Source organism: Streptomyces sp. NBC_01244, assembly GCF_035987325.1.
Taxonomy (GTDB): Bacteria; Actinomycetota; Actinomycetes; order Streptomycetales; family Streptomycetaceae; genus Streptomyces.
This window is the reverse complement of record NZ_CP108488.1, coordinates 112,283-130,114: the sequence shown is the minus strand read 5'-3', so window position 1 is coordinate 130,114 and position 17,832 is coordinate 112,283. Positions and strand designations below refer to the sequence as shown.

The following is a 17,832-nucleotide window of genomic DNA, read 5'->3' as shown; positions in this document are numbered from 1 at the left end:
CGGAGGGGTTTCTCCTTCCCCCGAACAGGTCGCCCGAGCATGACGCGTCGCAGGTGCAGGACGGGGTAGTCGCCGGAAGACCGGCAACCACTGAAGAAGGCCGAGATGGCGGCTCACGAGGATCCCCGGCACCACGCGCGGCCCACCCCGTCCGAGGCGGCGGGAGAGCGCGGCGACCGGGAGGCCCGGCGGCAGCCGGACGAAGCCGTCGTCCGGCGCCCGGCCCGTGGCGGCGAATCCGTCGCCCGCGGGGACGGGGCCGAGCGACAGCGCCCCGGTACCGGCAGCAAGGAGCCGGACCGCCGGAACGACCAGGCGCCGTCCGGCGGCGGGGACAACGGGACGGAGTGAATGCGGATGCGCACCACAGCGGCACGGGTGATGGGCGCGGCCACCCTCGGATACGGAGTGGCGGTCGCCTGCAGACCCGAGGTGCTGGCCCGCCCGTGCGGCCTGGCCGAACGGGGTTCCTCCTCCGCACTGCTGATCCGCGCCCTGGGGGCACGGGACGCCGTCATCGGCGCAGCCATGCTCGCGGCCCCCGAGGGCGGTGGGCTGCGTACGGCCGTACTGTGCCGGGTCGCCATCGACGCGGGGGACGCGCTGCTCTTCGGCACCCTTCTGCCCCAGCGGACCGGGCGCGCCAAGGCGGCCTCGGCCGCGCTGGTCTGGGCGGCCCTGTGCGGCTGGACACTGACCAGCGATGACCGCTCGGCGGCAACGCTCGTGGAGGACGCGACGAACCTCGCGGTACGGGCGGCCCAATCCGCCACCCGCGCGGATCTGCTTTAGGTCATGACGTTGGGGTGGCAAGCCGTTCGAGGGTGGCAGGACCGCTGTGTGGACGGTGGCCCCATGAGAACGCACAGGGGGCACAGCCCCTCCGTCAGCAGCGTCTACCGCGCTCTGGCCGCACACGAGAAGACCTTGGGCCTACCCCGAAGCCGTCGAAGCGGCCCACACCGCCTTCGCCGCCCGCCGCTGATGATGATGGGGTTGCCGAGACCTCCGCTCGGCCCCACCGGCCGACGAACTGACCGGCCGGATCGTGCGCTGAGATGCCGCCCGCCCGCTACTTCAGGGAGAGCCACATGTCGACGCTCTCGATCCCCCGTTCGCGAAAGACTCCGGCCGGCTTGAATCCCGCCTTTTCGTAGGCGCGGATCGCCTGGGCGTTGGAGGTTCGGGTGCCGCCGAACAGGATGACGTGCCGGCATCCGCGCTGACGCAGGATGCCGAGCGCCCCTTTGAGCAGCTCGGTTCCGAGACCGTTGCCCTGCAAATGATCGGCAACGACGGGGGCGATGCGGCAGTCCGCGCCGTCCTCGATGGCACACTCGAGATTCCGGTAACGCGCCTTCTCGCCCTCCGGGATTACGAACTGGGCCAGCAGATAGGCCACCACGCGATCGTCATGGGCATCCGCCAGCACGAAACGCAGGGCGGTCGGGTCGTCGAGAGCAGCACAGATCCGCTCCGCTTCAGTCCGGTCGAGCGGATGTGGGCTGTAGCGCTCTCTGGTCTCCGCCGAGAGCGCCTCGAGGAATTCCCCGAAACTGGAGGCGTCTTCACTCTTCAGGGAACGCAGGGTGGCGACAGCGCCATTGATCCCGGTGACCGGCCTCGCGAGGAACGGGTGCGCGGTGGATTCGTCCATGCCGGGCAGCGTAACCAACCTGCCCAGGGGAGGGGAGGCTGTCGCGCAGCGCCCCGGCGCCGTGGCCGGCTCGCGAAATCATGTACGTGGTGCGGTGGTTGGAGAGCAAGGACTTACGGGGCCGCAGAAGCCCCTGCCCGGAGGGGGAGACCTGGGGCAGATGCTCACGGGGATCTCCGGGTTTCATCCGGCCCTGAGGTGAGGGTGCCGGCGAGTCGTGCGAGCAGGTCGGCGAGGTGTGCCTGCTCATCGTCGCTGAGCCCGGCAAGGAGCCGGTGCTGGTTGTCCAGATGGGCGGCGATGAGTTCGTCGGTCAGCGCGATGCCCTCGGCGGTCAGGGTGATGAGGCGTCCGCGTGAATCAGTCTCGGCGACGGTCCTGGCGACCAGGCCGCGGGCTTCGAGTCGGTCGACCCGCTTGGTGATCGCGCCGGTGGTGACCAGGACGGTGCGGCTGAGTTCGCCCGCGGACAACGCATAGGGCTCGCCGGCACGGCGGAGGGCCGCGAGTACGTCGAAGTCGCCGTTTCCCAGGTTCGCGGCGTTGAAGGGTGGGCGCAGTTGCTGGTCGAGGGCGTCAGCGAGCCGGAAGAGCCGGCCGATGACGAGCATCGGCGCTGGATCCAGATCGGGTCGCTCGCGTTCCCACTGTTCGACGATGGCGGCAATGGCGTCGGGCTGCATGCCTTCACTATATCTTCCACGGATGATAAAAAACCTTCCATGGAAGATGTCTGCGTTTCTCAAACCGCCCCACTGAGGGTGTTCGCCGAGTCGAAGCGGGGTCCGGGTGCGCTCGACCTTCGCTGAGCCCGGCGCTCGCACGGGCCGCCGCGTGATCGCCGCAAGTCTGGTCAGCTCGATCGGCGACGGCATATACGTGCCGTTGACGATGCTGTTCATCCACTCGCTCACCGGCCTGTCCCTGACCTCGGTCGGCGCGGGCCTGACGATCGCCGGGCTCGGCGCGCTGGCGTTCATGCCGGCCGCAGGCATCCTCATCGACCGGTTCGGCGGCCGGCGGGTGCTCATCGGTGTCCTCGCGCTGCGCGCGATCGGTTTCGCCGCCTACCCGTTCGCCGACTCCTACCCCGCCTTCCTGGCGATCGCCTTGGTGGTCGCGGTGGGAATGTGGGCCTCCTCGCCCAGCCAGCAAGCGCTCATCGGTGACATCGCCCAAGGTGCGGAACGCGACCGGCTCCTGGCGTGGGACCGCAGCCTGCGCAACGCCGGGATGGGATGCGGCAGCCTGGCGGCGGCCGGCATGCTGGCGGTCAACGGCACAGCTGGTTTCATCGCCTCAGCCGAGGTTCTGGCCTTGGTCTTCGCCGCCGCCGCAGTCCTAGTGGCCCGGATCCCGAACGTCCGCGGCGGCGTCACGCGGCCACCGACACACGAGGGGTACCGGCAGGTGCTCGCCGACCGGCCCTACCTGCTCATCACGGCAGCCAATTTCCTGATCGCCTTCGGCTACACCACCCAGGCCATGGCGTTGCCGGTGTTCCTCACCCGAGATGTCGCCCTGCCCGACGCTCTGGCCGGGGCCGTCTTCGCGGTCAACACCGCCCTGGTCGCCGCGCTCGGCGTTCCCGTCGCCCGTCTGACCCTGCGCGGTAGACGCACCCGCGCTGCCGCCCTCGGCGCGGTCACCTTCGCGCTCTCCTTCGCCGCCTTCGCGGTCCTGCCCCAGCTCGTCAGCGGCCCGGACGCCCTCATCGCCGTCCTCGCGATCGCGGTGCTCTACACCGCCGGCGAACTCATCCACTCCGCGCCCTCGCAGGGCCTGTCCGTCCAGGCCGCCCCCGATCACCTGCGGGGACGGTACCTGTCGGTCTATCAGCTGTCCTGGTCGGTCTGCCGCACCATCGCGCCGATGCTGCTGGGTTTCCTGCTCGACGCGGGGCAGTGGCAACTGTGGACGGTCCTTGCGCTCATGGTGCTGACCGGCGCAGCGATCCTGCTGTGCGCCGAGCGGTCGCTGCCCACACACTCGGTCACCACCAGCCATGCCGCCACCAGCATCGCTCCCGAAGATGTCACCACCTGATGGCCGAAAGCCCATACGCACCCTGTGAGCCCCTTCCGGTCCTCTTGGCCAAGACCCAGGGCTTCGTCGCTTTGGCAGGATGGGCCAACGCATTGGTCCACTGCGCGTCGCTGCCCGACGTGGGGACGGCAGGATTTGATCAGCGGCGCCGCATTGCCAGCCGCCGACGCTCACACGACGGCCGCAGCGATGTCCCGACCCCGGCACGTCTTGAGTTTCCGGCCACTCAGGAGGTTGCGGGTGAGCTTGCCGTCGATGGCTTCGCTCTCGAGCTGGTCTTCGAGCTCCTGGGTACGGTGCTGCGCGATGGCGGCATCTGCTTGCAGACGCTATCCGGCAGGCGGCGCCGTAGTCGTCTTGCGGAGAACGCCTATCTTGTCGATGCGGTGTTCGGGATTGCCCTGGGCGTCGCTCCAGAAGTTGCCTTCGGCGTGGTCTTCCGGGGTGGCGCAGGTCGAGATCGTGATCATGGCCTGGGTCGGGGTCGCACCCGGCTTTCCGGGGACCGCGGCGCGCTGCTCGCTCAGCGAGCGTTCCGACCGGAAGGACGTCTTGCGGCTCGCGGTGATCTCGTACGTGTACACCACATCGCCCACGGTCACGAGCACCGAGTCGCCCTTCGCCACGGCAGGCAGGTCACGCAGCGGGCCGCCCGCCGACAGGCGGTGCGCGGTGACCAGGAAATTGCCCGCCTGGCCGGGCCCGACTCCGCCACGCTGCCCGTACGGGCTGGCCGCCACGCCCTTGTCCTGGATACGGGTGCCGGGCGCATCGTCCGTGGTGCCCTCGTACGGCATCACGCGCAGTCCGGTGATGCCCACCGAGGGTATGGCCAGGACGGAGGCCTCGGTCTGCACGGAGGTAACCGGTGGCTCGGACGGCCGTGCGGCGGTGGCGGCCCGGGCCGAAGCGGGTGCCGCTGCCGTCGCCGGCGGTGCGGGAGCCGCCGCGCCGGCGGCAGCCTGAGTGGTGCTGCAAGCCGCCATCAGGACGACCACGGCGCCAGCCGCCGCAGCGGATGCGGCTCGGGACGGGAAAAGCAGGGGCATGGGCGTTTCCGTACTGGTTGGCGGGGTCGCCGGGGCAGGGCCCGAGCCGGTTTGCCCGCCAGAGTGACATACGGAGCGAGAGGTTCATATGGGCCGGATCTGTGACCTTCGCCCTCCCAGGGACGGGACGGGACGTGGTGACGGTCAGGACGTGGTGGATGTGAGGACGCCGATCTTGTCGATGCGGTGTTCGGGGTTGTTCTGCGCGTCCCGCCAGTGATTGCCTGCCGCATCGTCCTCGGGCGTGAGGCAGGTGGTCACGGTGATCATCGCGCGGGCAGGGGCCGGGCCGGGGAAGCCGGGGACAGCGGCGCGCTGCGCGGCCATGGAGGCCGGGGAGCGGAAGGAGGTCGTCCGGGTCGTGGTGATCGTGTACGTGTACGTCACACCGCCGGCGGTCACGACGACGGACGCGCCCGTCGGCAGTGACGGCAGGGCCCGCAGTGGCCCGCCCGCCACGATGCGGTGTCCAGTGACGATGTAGTTGCCCACATCGCCGGGGCCGACGCCGCCGGCGGGACCATGCGGGCTGGCGGCCAGGCCCCGGTCCTGGATTCGAGTGCCCGGCGAGTCGTCGGGGCTTCCGCGGTACGGGACGACAGACAGCCCGGACACGCCGATGGCCGGAATCGACAGCACGGCTGACTGTGGGCGAGCTGTTGCGGCCGGCCCGGTCGCCGCCGCGGGCGTGCCGGGTGTCGTCAGCAGGAGAGCGAGGACGGCGCTGGTAAGCACCGCCGGCACGGTAGGGGAGGCGAGGAACGCGCGCTGGGACATAGCGGTATCCCTGGTCGGCCGGGCCGCGCGGGGTCGAACAGGCCCGGTTGGCCCTTCCAGCGTCGCATACGCGCCGAGATCGGCAGGGTGGCGTCCGACAGCAGAAACCAGGAGGCGCAACAGGCTCGCCGTCTGCCAGATGTGGCGACGACTTTGGCCCATCGTGGGCTCGGTCCGGTCCCTCCGCGTAGCCCGCGCTGCGCATGCGCGTTTGTCGCGCGAAACTGAAGCTGATGGGTGGGCGACGGTGTGCCGTACTCGACTGGTGGCATGGCGTCGAGGGCCACCACTTACCTCGGGGTGGCACCAGCGATTCTCTGACCAAGGAGGCGCCATGACGAAGAGGGGCAAGAGCAGAGAAGCCATCCCGGATGAGTTCGGCGGACTGATCGCGGAATTTCGCGGCCTCCTCGAGAAGTACCCGCAGGCGGTCGGACATTTCTCGCTCGCATACCACCCCACGGATCGTGGAGAGGAACCGGGCAAACCGGTGACGGCGGCAATCACTCAGCCGGTCTTCGAGTGCACGGAAATCGAACCCGGACTTGCCATGTGTGAGCGGGTCGACGAACAGTGACGCGGGCAGCGCCATCGCATGCCCCAAGCCCGAACTACCTACACGGACTCCGGAAGGGGATCGTCAAGCCCCGTATCGAATCGCAGGAGCCATGATGTCCTATCGACCCGACGGTCGTCTCAGTGACGAGCATGTGAAGGCCCTCAGAGAGGCGGCGCGGCTGATCAGTCAGGCACGCGCTACCGCCGCCGACGTGCTGGCCCGGTCCGGAATCGACCCGGGTATCGCGTCGCACGGGTCCTTGGAATTCTGCACCGGGGTGGTATCCCCAGGCACGCCGATCCAAGCCTGCGGGTGCCCGGGATTCCGCGGCGACTCCGACTCCTGCTTCAGCCAGTACCGGGACTTCACGGGGCCGGATATCGGCTCAGGTGCAATCATCCGCGTCTGCGGTCACACGCGGGTGGAGCACGAGGCGATCTGACGTAGCGGGGCGGCCCAGCCAGCGGGGCCGCGCCGCGCGACTTCGCCGAAGCCGGTGGAACCAGAATTCGTGGGCGGGCGGGGGCGGTCCGGATGGCTGGATTCGAGGTGCCCCGTTTGATCTTAGGGGGAGCGATGACGTTCGGTCACTGAAGCAGGATCAACTTCCGGATCCCCTCGCCGCGTCGGACGCTGCGGAGACCCAAGCGGGAGTAGTCGCTCTCACCGCTGTTGCAGCACCCACTGGGGCTGCCGTGCACGCGCGACTTGTTCACCGTCCTTGGGGGCGGAAGTCTGCGACCCCGAGTGACGACACGGATGTTCTTTCTCAGCTTCGGCGGGGAAGGGCACTGCCGCCTCCGCGCGCGTCCCGGGTGGGCGGCTGCCGCCGGGATCCGAGGCCCGGGGACGGTGGTCTGAGCGCCGTCGTCGGGGGCTGCCGGGAAGCCGCTCCGCTGTCGCGACTGGGGAGCTGGTCGGGGCGTCGGAGTTCCCGGTGCCGCGCGGATCCCGTGCGGCAGTCGTGGTGCCCGTGGCCGGGGCCGCGCGAGCATCGTCCTCCCGCACGGCCCCTGCCGGCGAAGCCTTGCTGCAGTCCGGGCTGCGTGCTCCGCTGTCTAAGCGTCTGACCCGCTTGCAGCCGGACAAACGCCTTATGTGAAAGCGACTCTGAGTTGCCGTCAGGATTCTGCCGAAGTCCCGGCGGGCTCGGCACTGCCGTCGTGGCCTGAGGCGACAGCGGGCACAGGGAGCGGGAAGCACCGGACATACGGACGGTACGTCAACCGGGCTGGCGCGGTGGATCCTGCGGCACCAGGTGCAGCCGGTGGGTCGGGCTGCTGCCGGGCGGGTTTTGTGAGCGGTGGCGCCTGCCAGGCCCGGCACCGCCGGCACGGAAGAACGGCGACGGCGACCGCGCGCAGCAGTGGGAGCGCCGCGACGCCGACAACCAGCGCTTCACCCTGGAAGCGACAGAAGACGGCTACTACCGGATCACTGCCCAGCACAGCAGCAAGGACCTGGAGGTCACCGACGCCGGCACCGCCGTGTGGCAGTGGGACTGGAGCGGCGGAACCGATCGGCAATGGCGGCCCGACCACCAGAAGTTCCGCCTCGACCCCCACAACTGACCACCCGGCTCCAGCCAGGCGGCCCTGCCGGGGGATCGGACGGCCGGCAGCGGCTTGCCCACGAGCAGGCAGGGCATCGCCCGCGTGTCCGAGACGGCGGCCGCGGGTGAACGGCCGTCTCGGACAGCCCGGTCCCACTTGGGTGGCGGGCACCCCGACTACTTGCCTGGGGAGGATCCTGGCGAAGTACGTGACGAGGGTGAGGTGAGGTCGGGGGCGGGTAGTGACCTGCGGTGGTCGGCCCAAGGCGGGTTCGGCCTGTCGGGGAGGTTTTTCGTGCGTATTGCCCTTGCCCACAACCTGCGGCGTGGTGACGAGGTGGGCCAGCGCGGCTTCACCTCGCCTGGGGAGGTGGAGGAGCTACTGACGGGCCTGCGGGCTCTGGGCCACGAACCGGTCGCCGTGGAGGTCAGCGCAACGCTGGAAGTCACGCTGGCACGGTTGCGCTCGGCTCGCCCGGATCTGGTGTTCAACCTCGCAGAAGGGTGGAGCGGGCCGTGGCGGCAATCCTTCTACCCCGCTCTCTACGACCAGTTGGGGCTCGCCCACACCGGCTCGGGGCCCCAGGCGCTCGCACTCGCCTTGGACAAACACCTCACCAAGCTCGTGCTGCGCGCCCACGGGATTCCCACCCCCGGCTGGGTCTTCGTCAGGGACGGAGCACAGGTGCCGGCGCTGGACCATCTGCGGTTTCCGGTCATCGTCAAGCCCAACTTCGAGTCCTGTTCCAAGGGCATCGGCCCGCAGTCGCTGGCCGCCACACCCGATGAGGCGCGCACCCGCGCCCTGGGATGCCTGGCGGAGTATCCGGACGGAGTGCTGGTGGAGGAGTACGTGCCGGGACGCGACCTCACCGTGCCTTATTTCACGGCGGCGGGCGGGGCCCTGACGGTGGCCGAGACCACGATGCCGGACACCGCAGCATACGGTGGGCTGTTCGACTACGTTCTCAAGCAGGATCCGTCGCGCTGGAGCCATCTGAAGGTACCCGCCCCCATCCCCAGCGCCTTGGCCGCTCAGGCCCGCACCCTCACGCACACAGCCGTACAGGCCCTGGGGCTGCACGATTTCGCACGAGCCGACTTCCGCCTCGCACCAGATGGCGCCTTGCACCTCCTGGAGGTCAACGGACTGCCTGGGCTTCCTGCGGGCGGAGCCTCTCACCAGGCGGCGGTCCTGGCCGGCCTCGCCCCAAACACCGGACTGGCCGACGCGGTGATCTCAGCAGCCGTCACGCGACTCGGGCTGTCGACTACTGCATCAGATGGCTTTGTTCACGAGACGTTCTCGTGAACAGCCACCTACTGGGTGGTCCGGAGGTGGTCGGCGGCGGCCAGGACCTCGTGGAGGAGGGTGTCCACGTCGTCGGTGGTGGTGAGGTGGTTGCAGACGCAGGCGCGCAGGACTGTTTGCCCGTCGTGGCTGACCGTGGCCAGGTAGGCGTGGCCACGGGCCTGGACGCGGGCGGCCACCGCCGTGTGCAGGCCCGCTTGGCCCTGCCGGCCCGTTTCCCTGCCGGCCCGTTTCCCGGGCGGGCCGGCAGGCGGAAGCGCGTTGGCGACGGTATCGGGCGAGGTCTTGGTAGTGCTGGAGGAGGGCGGTCACGCCGGTACGGCCGAGGTGGCGCAGGGTGGCCCAGAGGGTGAGGGCGCGGGTGCCGGGGCGGGTGAGTTCGATGGTGTAGTCGGACATCCAGGGCCAGTCCTGGTCGCCCTCGAGGTAGGAGGCGCGGAAGGTGAACGCGTCGCGCAGCCGGGCGGGGTCGGTGACCAGGGCGGCGCCGCAGCCGACCGGCACGGACAGGGCCTTGTGCGGGTCGACGGTGAGGGAGTCCAGGCCGGCGACGCCTCGGTAGGAGGGGGCCAGTTCAGGGACTTGGGCGCCGAGTCAGCCTCAAGCTCCGTCGCCGTGGTGCCACAAGCCCGCCCGGTGGCAGACCTGGGTGATCGCTTCGATCGGGTCGATGGCGCCGGTCGCGGTGGAGCCGAGGTTGGAGACGACGTAGAAGGGCAGCAGACCGGCCGTACGGTCGGCGTCGACCATGGTGCGCAGGACCTCGACGTCCATGGACCGGTCGGCGGTGGTGGGGACGGCGCGCAGCCTCCAGGGCGGCAGGCCGATCACGGCCGCGGCCTTCGCGCGGGCGTGCTCATCCATGCCGCAGGTCGCGTTGACCGCGGTGGCCAGCAGTTCGGCGATGACCCCGGCCGGGGACGGCGGCGAGTTGATCCAGGCGAAGAAGGCGGGATGACCAATTGCCGGTCGGGTACGGGGCGATCGCCTGCTCGACGAACTCCAGCAGAGTGCCAAGGTCCTGGCCGTCCTGCGGCAGCGACCCGGTGGCGAGGGCCTGTCGGTGCGCCGGCGGCACCGGCCGGGTGACCGGACGTTGCCCGATCCCCTGGAGGTAGTCGGCGACCCACTCGGCGGCAGCCGCCAGTTCGTCCCGGAACCCTTCGGTGCCACGGCCAACGTACCGGCCCGGCCACCACACTCCGGCCTGGCCGAGGCCAGGTGGGCCGAACGGTCGAACTCTGACGGTGGGGGCATGGGCTGGCTGCGCCTTCGCTCGGGGTGTCGGCCGGATGGCCGTGATCCAAAACGACGGCTGTGCGCGCACGCACTTCTCCGAGAACAGCGGCACTTCGAACTCACGCCACCACTAGCAAACGCCCAATAGGGCTTCTCGCCGATCGCAACCTGATCGACCAAAGCCAACTTCTCAGGGAAGATCCCATCAGCATTGACCCATGACGCTGAGGAGATCCCTGTGATCACACAAGGAGTGCAGGTCACAGGCCGGTGCAGTGCCTGCGGAGGTGTGACGACCTGCGATGTTGGTCAGTTCTTCGACCGCGGCATGCTGTGTTGGGGCACCGAAGGGCGATGCGTGGACTGCCCGAATGGGTGGTGCGAGGAAGACAGCGGCCCCGTCACGCCCGAGAACATTCGGCAGGCTCTGCTGCAAACGCACGGGCCGGCGCGGCTTCGCTTGTCTGGAGACGTGCCGAGCCTTGTTCCCGTACTGCAGGTCCTCCGCAGTGCACGGGAAGTGGCCCTGGGCGAAGCACGGGCGCAGGCGACGGAACTAGCCGAGATGGGTCTCATCGGTACGCTCGTCGAGATGGAGGTCCTGGCGATCCACCTTCGGAGACGAGCGCTCGCCGTGAGCGTCGAACCAGCGGAGTAGCGCCGTCCGGACAGCACCCGCGCGGCTTGACAAGGACATTGAGAAATCTAGCGTCTCGCCAGCACCCGAGTGTCAGGCCACTCTCTATGTGAGCACGCGTAGGTGGGGGCTCGCGACGCTTGCGGTGGACATCAGTGTTGGCTCGGTGGGGAGTCAGATCCCTTTTCGTGTGCGGCGACAGGGTGAACACGAAGAGCCGGTTCACGAGAGCGGTTCCGCGTCGGGACGTGCCCCTCGTTTGGTGACGTGCGGCGGGTCCGAGTACGGGGCCGGCCATGCCTGCAGTCGGATCTCCTCGGTGTCTTCGGGCTCGATCTCGCAGTCGAGGTCGGGGTCGAGGAAGACCGCGCCGGCGGGGTCGCGCCTGGAACCTGTTGACGACCCGCCAAGGTTCACGCGGTCAGCGGACCGCAGGTGTGGCTCGCGGCCCTTGGAGTCCAGGTACACGCGGGAGCTCGGCCTTGTCTCTCCTGGCTGGCTCCGTGCCGCTGGCCGTTGTCCGTCCGAGTGCCCCGGACTGTTAGCCGACAAGCCGACAAGCCGACACTCTGCGTGGCGATGAAGCGGGGTGACGGCTACGCCCGCGGGGTCGTCCGTGTTCGGCGTGGATGGGATCAGCGCGGAATCCGCTGCTGCTCGCTTCCGATCATTGTCGCGGCGTCGCCCGTCACCCGCGTCCCTGGATGCAGCAGCGAGCACAGGAATCCCACGCTCATGGCGATGGCCATCCCGTAGAAGACCCACTGATTGGCCTCGGCGAAGTCCGTACGGATGGCGTGCCCGGCGCTCCGTAGAAGAGAGGCGGTTGGCCCGTCGCCGGTGGGTTGGTGGTCGTCCGGATGGCCGGTGATGGCTTCCGCGATGCCTCGGGCCGCGTTGCGGGCTTTGTCCTCGGGCATGCCGTTCGTGGCGAGCGTCGAGGAGACCCGGCTGGTCGTGACATGGACGAGGACCGTTCCGAAGATCGTCATGCCCACGGCGGCCCCGTAGTTGCGCACGGTCTGGGTCAGGCCGGTGACCTCGCCGTACGAGGAGTCGATCGCTCGGTTCGCGGCGTCGGTGGAGGCCGGGGAGAGCAGCAGGCCGATGCCGGCTCCGGCGAGGGCGACGTAGGGCCACTGGTCGTGGGGTGAGAGGTCCGTCAGTTTCCACGCCCACAGGGCGAACCCCACGGAGCCGAGCGCGGTGCCGAGCAGCATCGCGGGCCGGGCACCGCGTTTGTCGAGGATCCGGCCGCCCGCTTGGGCCGAGAGGCCGAAGCCCGCGAAGAAGTACAGAAGGTAGAGCCCGGCCTGATTGGGTGACGCGCTCAGCGAGATCTGCGCGTAGACGGACGCGAAGAACATCACCGGTACGAACGCCAGCATCGCGAAGAAGAGCACCAGGACGTCGGCCGTGAACGCCCGGTCGCGGAAGACGCGCAGCTTGATGAGCGGATCGTCGGTCCGTAGTTCGTGCCTGCAGAAGAACGCGAGGACGACCAGCCCGCCGATCACGCACCCCCAGGTGGCGGGGGCGTCCCAGCCCCAGGACGGGGCCCGCTGGAGCCCGAGGACGCTCAGCCCCAGACCGGTGGCGACGAGCACGGCGCCGGGTACATCGATGCGTTCGGGGCGCCGGACGTTCGGGAGGCGGGCGAGCGCGGTGAGGACGAGCGAGGCGAGGGCGATGGGGACGTTGACCCAGAAGATGGCCCGCCAGGTCCAGGCCGTCAGCAGACCGCCGAGCAGGGGGCCGGCGATGGTGAGCGACCCGGCGAGGACGTAGAAGACAGCCAGTGCCCGGCCGCGTTCGGCCACGGGAAAAGCACTGATGACGACGGCGAGCGCGGCCGGGAAGATCAGCGCCGCGCCGAGTCCCTGGGTGGCGCGGAAGAGCACGAGCCAGCTCTGGGCGAAGCCTCCCATCGGCGCCGAACCGCACAGCACGGACGAGGCGGCGAAGACGAGCGTGCCGGTCACCAACATCCGACGGTGGCCGAAGACGTCTGCGAGCCGTCCGCCGAGGGCGAAGAACGCGGCGAGCGCGAGCAGGTAGGCGTTGACCACCTGCTGCATTCCGGAGGAGGAGAGGTCCAGGTCCTCGACGATCGTCGGGGCGGCGATGCTGACGATCGTCTGGTCCACGAAGACCATGGCGACGGCGAGGAGCATGGCCGCGAGGGTGAGGACCCGCTTCGGGCCACTCTCCGGCCGCTCGCGCCCGCGCCCGCGCGGTGCGGGAGCCGCCGGTGTGCGGTCCGCACCGGGAGCACCGTGGGGAGCACCGGGGGAGGCGCCCCCGGCGGCGCCCCCTGTGCCGTTCACATCCCCCATCCTCCCCGCAGAGGAGCCGTCCCGCACACCGGAAGAGGGCGCAGCAGCGCATCGGGGGCCTGCCTGCTGCGGGGACCGGCGGCCCGCCCGCGGCGCCGGCCGGCTCCTCGTACGGCGAGGGCGCCTCGGACGAGTACACCGGCCCACCTCGGCCTGGTCCCGCGTCCGCAGGTAGTGCCCGGCGGTGGCGGTGCGCACAAGGAGGGGACCCATCGGGCCGTACTGCCTGCGGCGCCGCAGGTGGGGCACCGGCCGGCGGCCGAGCGGGTCCACGTCCCGTTCCCGGCAGCTCACGGACCCGACGAGCGCATCAACGACCGGCCTTCCGGGACGCCCGCCACGCGAGGCGGACGATGGCCGCACCGGTGCCGATGACCCACACGATGCTGGGCCAGGCCGCCGTCCTCTCGAACAGGCCTTGGATCCCGACGTCGGGCTTGAGCGCCGTCAGCGCGGTGAAGACGAGGGACGTCACCCCGCAGACGATGCCGCTGGTGCCCCAGAACGGCCGGTCCGCCTGCCGGAACGCGATGCCCAGCAGGAGGACGCCGACCCCGCCGGCGATGAAGCACGTTCCGGCGGACAGCAGATGGGCGGCCGGACGGAGGTTGTACGGGTTCATGCCGCTGGCGAGCAGTCCCACGCCGCTGAGGGTCAGTGCGCCGAACCCCATGTTCCGCAGCCGGTCCGGTGCGAGGATCGCCGCATTGAGCAGCGCGCCTACGGCCAGGCAGGCCCCGCCCGCGATCCAGGCGCTGTCGGCGGCCTCGTGCCAGGGGGAGCAGAAGCGGATCCCGTCGATGACTTTGCACCGGGTGATCCCGAGCGCCGAGATGATCTCGTGCACCAGGCTGCGGTTCGAAGCCCGGGGAAGCACGATGGCGTAGTTCACTACGAACACCTGGAGCAGGGAGAGCCAGATGAGGCCTCCGGCCAGGAGTCTCCTCGAAGCCGTGACGGTGAGTTCGCGCATGTGAGGGTGCCCGATCGAGGGTCGTTCCGCCGGAACCGACTGCCACCGGTCGGGCCCGCGGACCCCCCGCGAAGCCTCCCGATGACCATCCGAGTCTCTCCTCCCGCCGGCCGCTGGATCAGTACCTCGCCCCGGCGAGTCCCGGACCGGGCCGCCATCGCGGTGACGACCCCCGTCGGGGGTGTCAGGGTCGAGCCGCACTGCATCACGCGCCGCTCGCTGTCGGGCGTCACCTCGAGGTACAGGCATTGCCACCGGTCGAATCCGTACTGCTCCCGTGGCCGTCGTCGAACCTGGTGAGGTCGCCCGTGCCGCCGATCGGCGTTCCCGCCTTCGAGGTTCCCACCGGGTTCTGGAAGTGATGGGTCGGGTGGTTCTCGAGCTCCAGGCCCCCGCGAGTCACGGGCTCCGGGCCGCCTGCTCCTGGCATCCTGACGACGCCTTCTTTCCCGCCCGCCCCACCAATCGATCCGCTCTCCCACACTCCAAGGTGCCCTGTGCCCGAAAACGGCGGCGCGCGCCCCCGGGCCGACCTGACACCCACCGACGTCGCGATCATGGTGGTCGGCATCGTCCTCGGTATCGGCATCTTCAAGACGCCATCGCTGGTCGCGCAGTACTCGGGCGGCGACGAGGCTGCCTTCGTGTCGCTCTGGTTGCTGGGTGGGCTGATCACCGTCCTCGGTGCGCTCTGCTACGCAGAACTGGGCAGTGCGCGCCCGAACGCGGGAGGTGAGTACGCCTTTCTGCGCGAGGCCTACGGGCCGCGCCTGGCGCTGATGTTCGGCTGGGCACGCTGCACGGTCATCCAGCCCGGTGCCATCGCCGCCGCGGCCTTCGTCATGGGCGACTACGCGGAGGTGCTCGTGCCCCTCGGCACGTACGGCCCGGGCGTCTACGCCCTGGCTTCGATCGTCCTGTTCACGCTGGTCAACTGTGTTGGTACAGGGCCGGGAAAGACGACGCAGAAGGTCGTCGAGGTCGTCGTCGTCCTCGCCGTCATCGGCATCATCGTGTCCGCGTTCGTCACGCGGGGACCGGCGCCCAGCCCGGAAACGCCCCACGACACCTCCCCGAGCGGCATCGGCCTCGCGATGATGTTCGTCCTCCTGACCTACGGCGGCTGGAACGAAGCTGCTTACCTCTCGGGCGAACTCCAGGACGCACGGCGCAACATGGCCCGCGCCCTCGTCGTCGGCGTCCTGATCGTCATCGCCGTCTCCCTCGCGATCAACTTCGCCTATCTGCACGTGCTGGGGCTCGACGGCGTCCGGGACTCCGATGCCGTGGGCGCCGCCATGATGCGGGCCGTCGCCGGCGACACCGGAGCAACGATCATGAGCGTCATCGTCGTCCTCACCACCCTGACCACGCTCAACGGTCTGATCATCACCGGGTCCCGTTCCTACTACGCTCTCGGCCGGGACATCACCGCCCTCCGTGCGATCGGTACGTGGAAGGAGCGTGGCTCGACCCCCGCCAACGCGCTCCTGCTCCAGGGTGCGGTGTCCGCCGCGCTGGTCGCTTTCGGGTCCGCCACGCGTGTCGGATTCCGGGCGATGGTCTCCTACACCTCGCCCGTGTTCTGGTTCTTCATGTTGCTGGTCGCCGTCTCGATCCACGTGTTCCGCAAGCGCGAGGCCGGTGGCCGGCACCACTACCGGGTCCCGCTCTACCCGGTGACGCCGGTGCTCTTCGCCCTCAGCTGCCTGTGGGTGCTCTGTTCCAGCCTCTTCTACGCCGGATGGGGATCGGTCCTCGGCGTGGTGGTGCTGCTCACCGGCACCCCGCTGCTGCTCCTCAAGCCCACCCGATCGAGTTGAGGCCCGTGAGCCGGTTCGCGCGTGGGAACCGGGCGCCGCGCCCCCGCCGTCCCGCCCGGCAACGGCCCCTCTTCGGCGCCGAGTTCCTCGCCGGAGCCGGCGGCGGCCTGAGGCGGCCGGCGCGGATTTGGTCGGCCACATGGCCAACGGCCCGTACGGCCTGCCGGTCGACCATCACCATCTCACCTCGGTCGTGAGGACATCGGCACCGTCTGCGGGGTCGCAGGGCCAGGAGCGAAGAAAGCAGAGGAAAGGTCGCCGTCGGCGACGCCAGCTCCCACATGCCGTGCACTCGCGTACCCGACCCGCACCACGGCCCTGGAGAATTCGGGGCTGGCACGTGGCGGCACGTGGTCAACGAGCTCTCCCGCGCCACCGTGGTCACGCCCCTGTACCGACTCAGCAGTAGAGCCACGGGACACGGCCGTTGTCGCAGGTGGCGGCTATGTTGCAGCTCGGTACGTAGGCGACGGGGGAGCGGCAATGGTGGTTGAGGTGGGGTACGCGCAGGCGTGGGACCTGGAGGCTCGCGTCCTATGGCGGCCGATATCCGTGAAGGAAGCCCGTGAGCGGGATGCAGCCGGGCTTCCGTACGTGGTGGTCTACCGGATGGCGGGCCGGGAGGCTCCGCTGGAGGTCCGGCTCGTCTCCTGGCGGGATCACCATGTCGGTCTGTTGGTCTACGACGCGAAGGGTCGCCGTACCTACGACCTGGACATGCGGCTGCTGGACGACCAGATGCGCCTGCTGCACCGGTACACCGTCTGCTGGAAGTACACCGGCCCGGACATGGCGGAATTCGACCAGGCGTGCCCGCGCGTCACCGTGGAGCTCTTCCCGGACGGGAGGGGCCGGCGGACGGAGGAGCCCAGGGGCAAGCTCGGAGGAGGCGACATCACCGCGCCCCAGGTCCGCGACAACGAGCGCTGGATGGAACGGCCTGTCTTCGGAGAGCGGCCCCTTCTCTCGGCCCAGTTCCACGGAGTAGCGGAGACAACGGACTTCGAGGTCGCCGAGGCGGCCTCGGCAGCCGACGACAGCAGCAGCCACGCTCCCGCCACCTCCTGGCGTCCGCCCCGCCCCGCGCAGCCCGGACCGATTGGTGAGCTGTTCCGACCCGGGGTGCGCGTGACCGACGGGTACCACCCTGAGATGACGATTGTGGAGCCGCGGAGCATCGGCACCCTGCGCGTGCCCAGCGGGCTACTGGCCGTTTCCGGCCCGGACATCGACCACGCAGACGGACCCCACGTCACGGTCCCCGTCCCGCCCGGGGAGTACGTACTGGACGAGGCGCGGGCCCGCCACACCTACCACTGCGAGTGGGAGCAGAGCGAGGTCACGCGCACCGACCCCCTGGCTGTCCGCCTCCTCGTCAGCGCGGCTCCCGCCGTGACCTGGGAGATGGCGCTCACGCCCAAAGACGACCCTCGGCTGTTCATCGAGAACCAGATCTCCGGATTCGTCACGGACGGCGCCACCGGTTGCTTCGCCGATGCCGGTGCATGGGAGCCGCTCCTCGCCCTCTTTGAGAAAGGCATGATCCAGGCAGACCCGGACCTGGACCCGGACGTCTACAAGGAATTCAGCGACTCCATGTACCTGCTCCGTACCCGGGACCATGCCTCCGGCGGCGAGCTGGCGGCCTTCGCGACGACGGGGGACGGTACCTATCCCGTCTGGGTCGGCCGCACCGAAGCCTGCGAGGTGGCCGGGGTCGTAGTACTGGTGGAGGGGACGCCCGAGCTCCTCCCGGACCGCGGAGCCAATGCCGGCGCCTGACCTGGCCACGCGGAGTCCGGGTCTGGTTGGCCCTTTGGCGTCGTAGTTGGCCCCTGAGCGTTCTAGTTGTCCTGCCTGGGTGGCGCCGGA

18 protein-coding genes and 1 pseudogene are annotated in these 17,832 nt (G+C 69.8%); 10 read left to right on the top strand and 9 right to left on the bottom strand.

The window, feature by feature from the left end; translation table 11 throughout:
* Positions 1-105 precede the first annotated feature (105 nt).
* Both OG247_RS00615 and OG247_RS00610 read left to right on the top strand, forming a co-directional pair.
* Entirely contained in the window at positions 106-351 is a 246-nt protein-coding gene (locus OG247_RS00615; RefSeq protein WP_327250280.1) for a hypothetical protein, read from the top strand.
* Positions 352-357: 6 nt separating this feature from the next.
* On the top strand, positions 358-792 hold the full coding sequence (locus OG247_RS00610; RefSeq protein ID WP_327250279.1) for a hypothetical protein: 435 nt from the start codon (positions 358-360) through the stop codon (positions 790-792).
* Between the two features lie 280 nt (positions 793-1,072).
* On the opposite strand, the gene OG247_RS00605 is transcribed toward OG247_RS00610, so the two are convergent.
* Positions 1,073-1,657, bottom strand: coding sequence for a GNAT family N-acetyltransferase (locus OG247_RS00605; protein WP_327250278.1), 585 nt, complete (start codon positions 1,655-1,657; stop codon positions 1,073-1,075).
* Positions 1,658-1,821: 164 nt separating this feature from the next.
* Positions 1,822-2,340 carry a MarR family winged helix-turn-helix transcriptional regulator gene (locus OG247_RS00600; RefSeq protein ID WP_327250277.1) on the bottom strand — a complete coding sequence of 173 codons (519 nt, stop codon included), beginning with the start codon at positions 2,338-2,340 and terminating at the stop codon, positions 1,822-1,824.
* Positions 2,341-2,491: 151 nt separating this feature from the next.
* Between OG247_RS00600 and OG247_RS00595 the strand changes: the two genes are divergently transcribed.
* Positions 2,492-3,703, top strand: a complete 1,212-nt coding sequence (locus tag OG247_RS00595) for an MFS transporter (protein ID WP_327250276.1) — start codon at positions 2,492-2,494, stop codon at positions 3,701-3,703.
* Between the two features lie 329 nt (positions 3,704-4,032).
* On the opposite strand, the gene OG247_RS00590 is transcribed toward OG247_RS00595, so the two are convergent.
* Complete coding sequence (locus OG247_RS00590) at positions 4,033-4,752, bottom strand: class E sortase (RefSeq protein ID WP_327250275.1); 720 nt, start codon at positions 4,750-4,752, stop codon at positions 4,033-4,035.
* Between the two features lie 144 nt (positions 4,753-4,896).
* The gene (locus tag OG247_RS00585; protein ID WP_327250274.1) at positions 4,897-5,529 is read right to left on the bottom strand and encodes a sortase domain-containing protein; all 633 of its coding nucleotides are present in this window, start codon (positions 5,527-5,529) and stop codon (positions 4,897-4,899) included.
* 334 nt (positions 5,530-5,863) lie between these two features.
* On the opposite strand from OG247_RS00585, the gene OG247_RS00580 reads away from it, so the two are divergent.
* The 4 genes from OG247_RS00580 (at position 5,864) to OG247_RS00570 (ending at position 8,952) form a co-directional block, all read left to right on the top strand.
* Positions 5,864-6,106, top strand: coding sequence for a hypothetical protein (locus tag OG247_RS00580; protein WP_327250273.1), 243 nt, complete (start codon positions 5,864-5,866; stop codon positions 6,104-6,106).
* Positions 6,107-6,200: 94 nt separating this feature from the next.
* Positions 6,201-6,530 (top strand): DUF6422 family protein, encoded by a 330-nt coding sequence (locus OG247_RS00575; RefSeq protein ID WP_327250272.1) that lies wholly within the window; start codon positions 6,201-6,203, stop codon positions 6,528-6,530.
* A gap of 766 nt (positions 6,531-7,296) precedes the next feature.
* Positions 7,297-7,659, top strand: a complete 363-nt coding sequence (locus OG247_RS44690) for an RICIN domain-containing protein (RefSeq protein WP_442813566.1) — start codon at positions 7,297-7,299, stop codon at positions 7,657-7,659.
* A 276-nt stretch (positions 7,660-7,935) separates the two neighbouring features.
* Positions 7,936-8,952 (top strand): D-alanine--D-alanine ligase family protein, encoded by a 1,017-nt coding sequence (locus OG247_RS00570; RefSeq protein ID WP_327250271.1) that lies wholly within the window; start codon positions 7,936-7,938, stop codon positions 8,950-8,952.
* An 8-nt stretch (positions 8,953-8,960) separates the two neighbouring features.
* Here the strand turns inward: OG247_RS00570 and OG247_RS00565 are convergent, their stop codons facing one another.
* Together OG247_RS00565 and OG247_RS00560 are read right to left on the bottom strand one after the other, a co-directional pair.
* The gene (locus tag OG247_RS00565) at positions 8,961-9,131 is read right to left on the bottom strand and encodes a hypothetical protein (RefSeq protein WP_327257822.1); all 171 of its coding nucleotides are present in this window, start codon (positions 9,129-9,131) and stop codon (positions 8,961-8,963) included.
* A gap of 139 nt (positions 9,132-9,270) precedes the next feature.
* A pseudogene (locus tag OG247_RS00560) lies at positions 9,271-9,816 on the bottom strand (pyridoxal phosphate-dependent decarboxylase family protein); the annotation flags it as partial.
* Positions 9,817-10,663: 847 nt separating this feature from the next.
* Here OG247_RS00560 and OG247_RS00555 point away from each other — a divergent pair.
* A complete protein-coding gene (locus tag OG247_RS00555) occupies positions 10,664-10,849 on the top strand; it encodes a hypothetical protein (protein ID WP_327250270.1) in 186 nt (61 codons plus the stop codon).
* A gap of 201 nt (positions 10,850-11,050) precedes the next feature.
* On the opposite strand, the gene OG247_RS00550 is transcribed toward OG247_RS00555, so the two are convergent.
* The 3 genes from OG247_RS00550 to OG247_RS00540 form a co-directional block, all read right to left on the bottom strand.
* The gene (locus tag OG247_RS00550; protein ID WP_327250269.1) at positions 11,051-11,245 is read right to left on the bottom strand and encodes a hypothetical protein; all 195 of its coding nucleotides are present in this window, start codon (positions 11,243-11,245) and stop codon (positions 11,051-11,053) included.
* 218 nt (positions 11,246-11,463) lie between these two features.
* On the bottom strand, positions 11,464-13,002 hold the full coding sequence (locus tag OG247_RS00545; protein WP_327257293.1) for an MFS transporter: 1,539 nt from the start codon (positions 13,000-13,002) through the stop codon (positions 11,464-11,466).
* A gap of 472 nt (positions 13,003-13,474) precedes the next feature.
* Entirely contained in the window at positions 13,475-14,137 is a 663-nt protein-coding gene (locus OG247_RS00540) for a hypothetical protein (RefSeq protein ID WP_327250268.1), read from the bottom strand.
* 497 nt (positions 14,138-14,634) lie between these two features.
* Between OG247_RS00540 and OG247_RS00535 the strand changes: the two genes are divergently transcribed.
* Both OG247_RS00535 and OG247_RS00530 read left to right on the top strand, forming a co-directional pair.
* Entirely contained in the window at positions 14,635-15,960 is a 1,326-nt protein-coding gene (locus OG247_RS00535) for an APC family permease (RefSeq protein WP_327250267.1), read from the top strand.
* A 483-nt stretch (positions 15,961-16,443) separates the two neighbouring features.
* Entirely contained in the window at positions 16,444-17,742 is a 1,299-nt protein-coding gene (locus OG247_RS00530; RefSeq protein ID WP_327250266.1) for a DUF4241 domain-containing protein, read from the top strand.
* Positions 17,743-17,832: the final 90 nt, after the last annotated feature.